We start from the raw sequence: 4,938 nt of genomic DNA on the forward strand, positions 1-4,938 counted from the left end.
GGATTTGGGAGAGGGGAAGAGAGGTGTGAGTCTTGAGTTTTTGAGCAACCTGCAAGAGTGCGAACGCAGAGAGCTCCTGACAGAGTTGCGGGTTTTAAGGGATCGAGTCTTGATAACTTAAATTTTGAGTAATCTTTGCAAAAAGCTGTATTAGAGAAATTTTCTGAAGATGAATTTTAGGTTTCTTTAACACTAAGAGAAAAATGTAACACGAAGTTCGCTTTTGAATCTTGTTTAATAAGAGAGGTAACATTCAAACATCAAAACAATCCATAATCATGAGTTCAAATGAACAAAGTTATCAGGAAAATCTAAAACCAACCAAAAAAAATATCTCCTTTAATGAGGCTTGCCAGTGCTATCTTACGGAGGCGGAGATCCGAGTGGTTACGTTCATTAATGGTGGATTTAGCAGTAAAGAGATCGCTAGTAAACTTGGAAACAGCCCGTCCACGATTCTAACCCACCGGAGAAATATTAAGAAAAAGCTAAACCTGAAAGGCTACCGAAGTCTTGAGAAATGGTGCCGGAATCATAGATCGGAAATTCGGGAATATTCACTTTAACAAGCTTATTTGTATACCTACAGATTGGGTAATATTAGCAGTTGATATGTTGACGGCGGATATTTAATGTTAATCAACAGAGAATGTTAGAATAAATTGTTCAAAAACCGTAGTTAACTGAATCATAAAATATATGTTCAGGAAAGTCTTTCAAGACCGCAAGAGTAGTGTTGTTCTGATTGTATCAATTGTGTGCGTACTTGCTTTTATTTGGTCGCCGGTGCTGGATAATGAATTTTTGACCAACTGGGATGATCAGTGGATGGTAACCGGCAACCCCCATCTGCAAATGAACACACCGGCAGCCGTTCAGGCGATGTTTACCGAATCATATGGCGGGCAGTACTCACCTGTGAATACACTGGCCTACCTTAGTATTGTAAAGACGGCAGGCATGGAAGCATTTGGATTTCAGTTTTTCTTTTTTTTGCTGCACCTGGTTAATTTTCTTCTCGTTGGACTGATATTGCAAAACATCCTTTTGATGATTCCCGGAGTTGATTTAAAAGATCATCAACGGATGGCGATTGCCTGGGCCACGGCTTTTCTTTTTGCCATTCACCCCATGCAGGTGGAGGCGGTTGCGTGGATTAGTGCTTCTAAAGTAGTCCTCTACAGTTTTTTCTATTTGTTGGGATTTTGGCTGTATCTGCTGTACAGAGAGACCGGGAAAAACCACTATTATTGGCTTGTGTTCATCTGTTTTCTGGCATCGCTGCTTTCCAAGGAGCAAGCCGTTGTATTTGTGTTGACATTAATCCTTGTAGACTGGACGATTCATCCGAACCCGGATGTGGTTCGATTCCTGATTCCCAAAAAGCAGTGGGTTGAAAAGATTCTATTTTTCTTAGCCGGTGTTCTGTTCGGGCTTATAACAATCTCAATTTCGGTACGCTCAGGTGCAGGCGGGGAGGCCTATACCTTCGGGCAGCGGCTTCTGTTTGCCAACTACAGTTTCTGGGAATACCTGGTGAAACTGACGGCACCGTACAGTCTTTCGCATTTTTATTTTTTTCCGGTTGATCCCGGGGAGTCTGTACCTTTAAGATTTTGGTTTTATCCGGTGGCAACCGTTGGGTTCGTATGGATATTGTCTGAATCCAGAGAGCATCTGAACCGCGTGCATATTTTTGGAGGATTGTTTTTCCTGATAAACATTATCACTGTTCTTCATATTATCCCAATTCCAAGAGAATCGATTATGGCCGACCGGTATATTTATCTGAGTTCCGTCGGATTTTTCATGATTGTGGTATATGTATTGGCTCAATTGTTTGTGGAGTTTAAAGGGAGAGCCAAAAAAATTACTCTGATATCAGTCTTTGGTGTGTATCTAATTGCTCTTGCTGCGTACTCGCACAAACGGGTAGATGTTTGGCAGAATATCGATACACTCAATGCAAGTATTGAGCCCTTGATTGAGATGAATATGGATGAGGTGGTTTTGCCAGGCCGGTGAATCAAACATATTGAAGATGTATAAAGATTTATCTGTAATAAACTTCCGGGTAAGCATTGGAAGGGAGCAGATAAAAAAAGCACGGCCCAAAAGGAACCGTGCCCTAAGTCACAAAAACGTGAAGAAAGATTAAGAGGTTTTCTTCACATCATTCAAAATAGATACAATCATGAAAAAAACGAAGAAGAAGTTCATAGCCATCTTTGCGGGCTGTATGTTCGCAGTGATGATGATGCTGAATGTAAGTACCACGATAAATGGGGCGAACTTTAGCGTTGATGGATACATGGCATTGGTTAGTGGAAGTACAAACTGTCATGATGGAGGTTGTTCGGTAGTTTGTGGTCCGTCAGGCTACGAAGCTTGTACTTATATGGACTGTGGGTCTGGTACTCAGCTTTGTCACAGGCAGTAATTGAATTATAAAATTTAAAACTGGGATGCGACAAACTCATCGCATCCCTAAAATATATTGTTTATGAACAGGAGTATTATATTATATACAGCGGCTGGAATAGTGGTTTTTTCTATTGCCTATTTTATGATTTTAAAACCATTCAATAATTCAAGTGGTTTCGTTAAAGCACTGGATGCATCCGTAGAAGAATTTGATCGTTCTTACAGAAATCATCATTCATCCAACAGCATTGTCATTTCCGACACAACAACCCTTTTTCAGCCTGCACATGTTAGAAAATTTAAAAACAAAATATATGTATCAGATTTTTCTGATTATACGATTTATGAGTATGATGTAGATGGTCGTGTAACCCGAACCATCGAAACTGGGAAAGGAGAAGGTCCAGGTGAGTTTATTAACTTAACTGATTTTGACATAATTAATGATAGGCTCTTGGCAGTTGACAGCCAGAGTTTGAGGATTACTTCAATATCACTTAACACAGGGGAGGTATTGAAAAGTATTTCTGTAGATCGCCGTCCTTATCGCATTACCTGCCTTAAAGACGGTTTTATAGTCAACTGGCTTGGGAATGAAATGCTGTTTAGTAAATTTGATTATGAAGGAAACGAACTTTTTGAATTTGGTAAAGTAATTGAAGATCAATTGCGCCACGTCTTGTCTGTAAGTGGCACAATACGTTCGAATAGACATGACAATTTTGTCTATATCCCATCTTATGCCAGCCTGATTTATTTCTATAATGGTGAGGGCGAATTGATCAATATTTTAAAAGCTCCCGATGGCCTTGAGTTTCCCGTAACAAAAAGAGAAGGCGCTGTTTCTTCGGCTCCGGATTTTTCATTCTATCGGGATGGATATATCAATGAAAATAATAAGTTGTATGTTTATACAAACTTGCCCGGCACAAGAACCGATAATGGCGAGTGGGAAGGAGATAGTTTGAGTGTTATCGATAAATACGATTTGGTTACCGGCAGTTATGAAGCTTCAATTGTGCTGCCTTTCATGCACTCCTCGGCAATGTATGACCCGGAAACAAACTCCCTGTTTACATCAAACTGGGAAAAGGCGTTTAAGCATTTGCTGGGGGATGATGTCGAATTCTAAGTGGATAAGATTTCATGATTACACCTGATCTGAGCATTATCATCCCCGCCTGGCAAGAGGCGGATCGTATTGAAAACAGCCTTATTAAACTGAGTGAATATCTACGAAGAAATTTTTGGAGGAACGTAGAAGTGCTGGTTGTTGTGGCTCATAGCCATGATGGAACCCTGGAAATTGCTCGATCAAAATCTGGTTTGTTTGAAAATTATAAAGTAATAGACGCAGGCCCGCGGGCAGGAAAAGGCAGGGATGTACGACTGGCCATGCAGGAAGCCAGAGGTGACTATAAGTTGTTTATGGACGCAGATCTGGCCACTCCGCTGTATCACCTCAAAGCGGTTCGGAAGCTGAAGAAAGAAAATGCAGATGTGATTATCGGAGTACGCAATTTGCAAACCAGCCACAGGGGCCTGCGAAAAATTATATCCAAAACAGGTAACCGGCTTGTGAAATGGGTACTTGATATAAACATTCGGGATACCCAATGCGGTTTTAAAGCATTTCGGGGTCCGGTGGCTGACGACCTTTTTGGCGCGCAAACTATTAACGGCTGGGGATTCGATATGGAACTGCTGGCTATTGCAAAAAAACGTGGATACCGTATTCAAACCATACCTATTCATGATTGGAATGATGTAGACGGAGGCACGTTTGACAATACGGCTATTCGAGGTTCGCTTTCTACTTTAAAAGATTTGTTAACCATCAAATGGAATCTGTTAAACGGCAGATACGATCAGGTGAGTGAACCGGTGTCCGTGGTTCAGGAATCCTGAGATCTTCACATAATTCAGTCGCTACATCAACCTTCTCAGAAACCAGGATGAATGATTTTAACCTTCATCAAATACGGTATTGTTGGGGTCTCCGGGTTTTGCCTCGATTTTTCCGTCACTATCTTTTTAAAAGAACGAATTAAATTCCACCGGTATCTGTCCAACTCCATTGGATTCACGGTGGCGGCAAGCTCTAACTGGTTTCTGAACAGAATCTGGACTTTTGAGAGCTCCAATCCTCATCTTTTTCTTGAATACGGAAGTTTCTTTCTCATTTCGCTCATCGGGCTGGGGATAAACAACAGTTTTCTCTATCTGTTCGAGAAGAATCTAAATTTTTACCCGGCCAAAGTATTTGCTATCGGAATGACGGTACTGTGGAATTTTTTTGCCAATTACTATATTACTTTTGGGACGTAACTGTAAACAAAGAACACACAATATTTTGTACACTTTTTTGCAATTCCAGAGTCGTAAGATATAAGTCTTGTGATTTTTGAGATAAATTTTTTGAGCAACCTGCAAGAGTGCGAACGCAGAGAGCTCCTGGCAGAGTTGCGGGTTTATGTGAAGGAGTGAAGGAGAGAGGGAGTGAGGGGATGTAGC

Annotated in this window: 6 protein-coding genes; all 6 read left to right on the forward strand. The window is 40.9% G+C overall.

The features are described from left to right. Positions 1-278: 278 nt before the first annotated feature. The 6 genes from ACESM0_RS12640 to ACESM0_RS12665 all read left to right on the forward strand — a co-directional run bounded on the left by ACESM0_RS12640 (position 279) and on the right by ACESM0_RS12665 (position 4,752). A complete protein-coding gene (locus ACESM0_RS12640) occupies positions 279-566 on the forward strand; it encodes a helix-turn-helix transcriptional regulator (RefSeq protein WP_372906565.1) in 288 nt (95 codons plus the stop codon). 133 nt (positions 567-699) lie between these two features. Continuing rightward, positions 700-2,025, forward strand: a complete 1,326-nt coding sequence (locus ACESM0_RS12645; RefSeq protein ID WP_372906566.1) for a hypothetical protein — start codon at positions 700-702, stop codon at positions 2,023-2,025. A 169-nt stretch (positions 2,026-2,194) separates the two neighbouring features. Then, the gene (locus tag ACESM0_RS12650) at positions 2,195-2,440 is read left to right on the forward strand and encodes a hypothetical protein (protein WP_372906567.1); all 246 of its coding nucleotides are present in this window, start codon (positions 2,195-2,197) and stop codon (positions 2,438-2,440) included. A gap of 63 nt (positions 2,441-2,503) precedes the next feature. After that, positions 2,504-3,556 carry a 6-bladed beta-propeller gene (locus ACESM0_RS12655; protein ID WP_372906568.1) on the forward strand — a complete coding sequence of 351 codons (1,053 nt, stop codon included), beginning with the start codon at positions 2,504-2,506 and terminating at the stop codon, positions 3,554-3,556. A gap of 14 nt (positions 3,557-3,570) precedes the next feature. Continuing rightward, entirely contained in the window at positions 3,571-4,332 is a 762-nt protein-coding gene (locus ACESM0_RS12660) for a glycosyltransferase (protein ID WP_372906569.1), read from the forward strand. Between the two features lie 51 nt (positions 4,333-4,383). Beyond that, complete coding sequence (locus tag ACESM0_RS12665; RefSeq protein WP_372906570.1) at positions 4,384-4,752, forward strand: GtrA family protein; 369 nt, start codon at positions 4,384-4,386, stop codon at positions 4,750-4,752. The last annotated feature ends 186 nt before the right edge of the window (positions 4,753-4,938 follow it).

The organism is Rhodohalobacter sp. (assembly GCF_041686455.1).
In the GTDB taxonomy this organism is placed as follows: domain Bacteria; phylum Bacteroidota; class Rhodothermia; order Balneolales; family Balneolaceae; genus Rhodohalobacter.

Excerpts from the sequence above, each read along its gene's own strand:
- ACESM0_RS12640 (WP_372906565.1), top strand. The coding sequence starts at position 279 with ATGAGTTCAAATGAACAAAGTTATCAGGAAAATCTAAAACCAACCAAA.
- ACESM0_RS12645 (WP_372906566.1), top strand. The coding sequence starts at position 700 with ATGTTCAGGAAAGTCTTTCAAGACCGCAAGAGTAGTGTTGTTCTGATT.
- ACESM0_RS12650 (WP_372906567.1), top strand. The coding sequence starts at position 2,195 with ATGAAAAAAACGAAGAAGAAGTTCATAGCCATCTTTGCGGGCTGTATG.
- ACESM0_RS12655 (WP_372906568.1), top strand. The coding sequence starts at position 2,504 with ATGAACAGGAGTATTATATTATATACAGCGGCTGGAATAGTGGTTTTT.
- ACESM0_RS12660 (WP_372906569.1), top strand. The coding sequence starts at position 3,571 with ATGATTACACCTGATCTGAGCATTATCATCCCCGCCTGGCAAGAGGCG.
- ACESM0_RS12665 (WP_372906570.1), top strand. The coding sequence starts at position 4,384 with ATGATTTTAACCTTCATCAAATACGGTATTGTTGGGGTCTCCGGGTTT.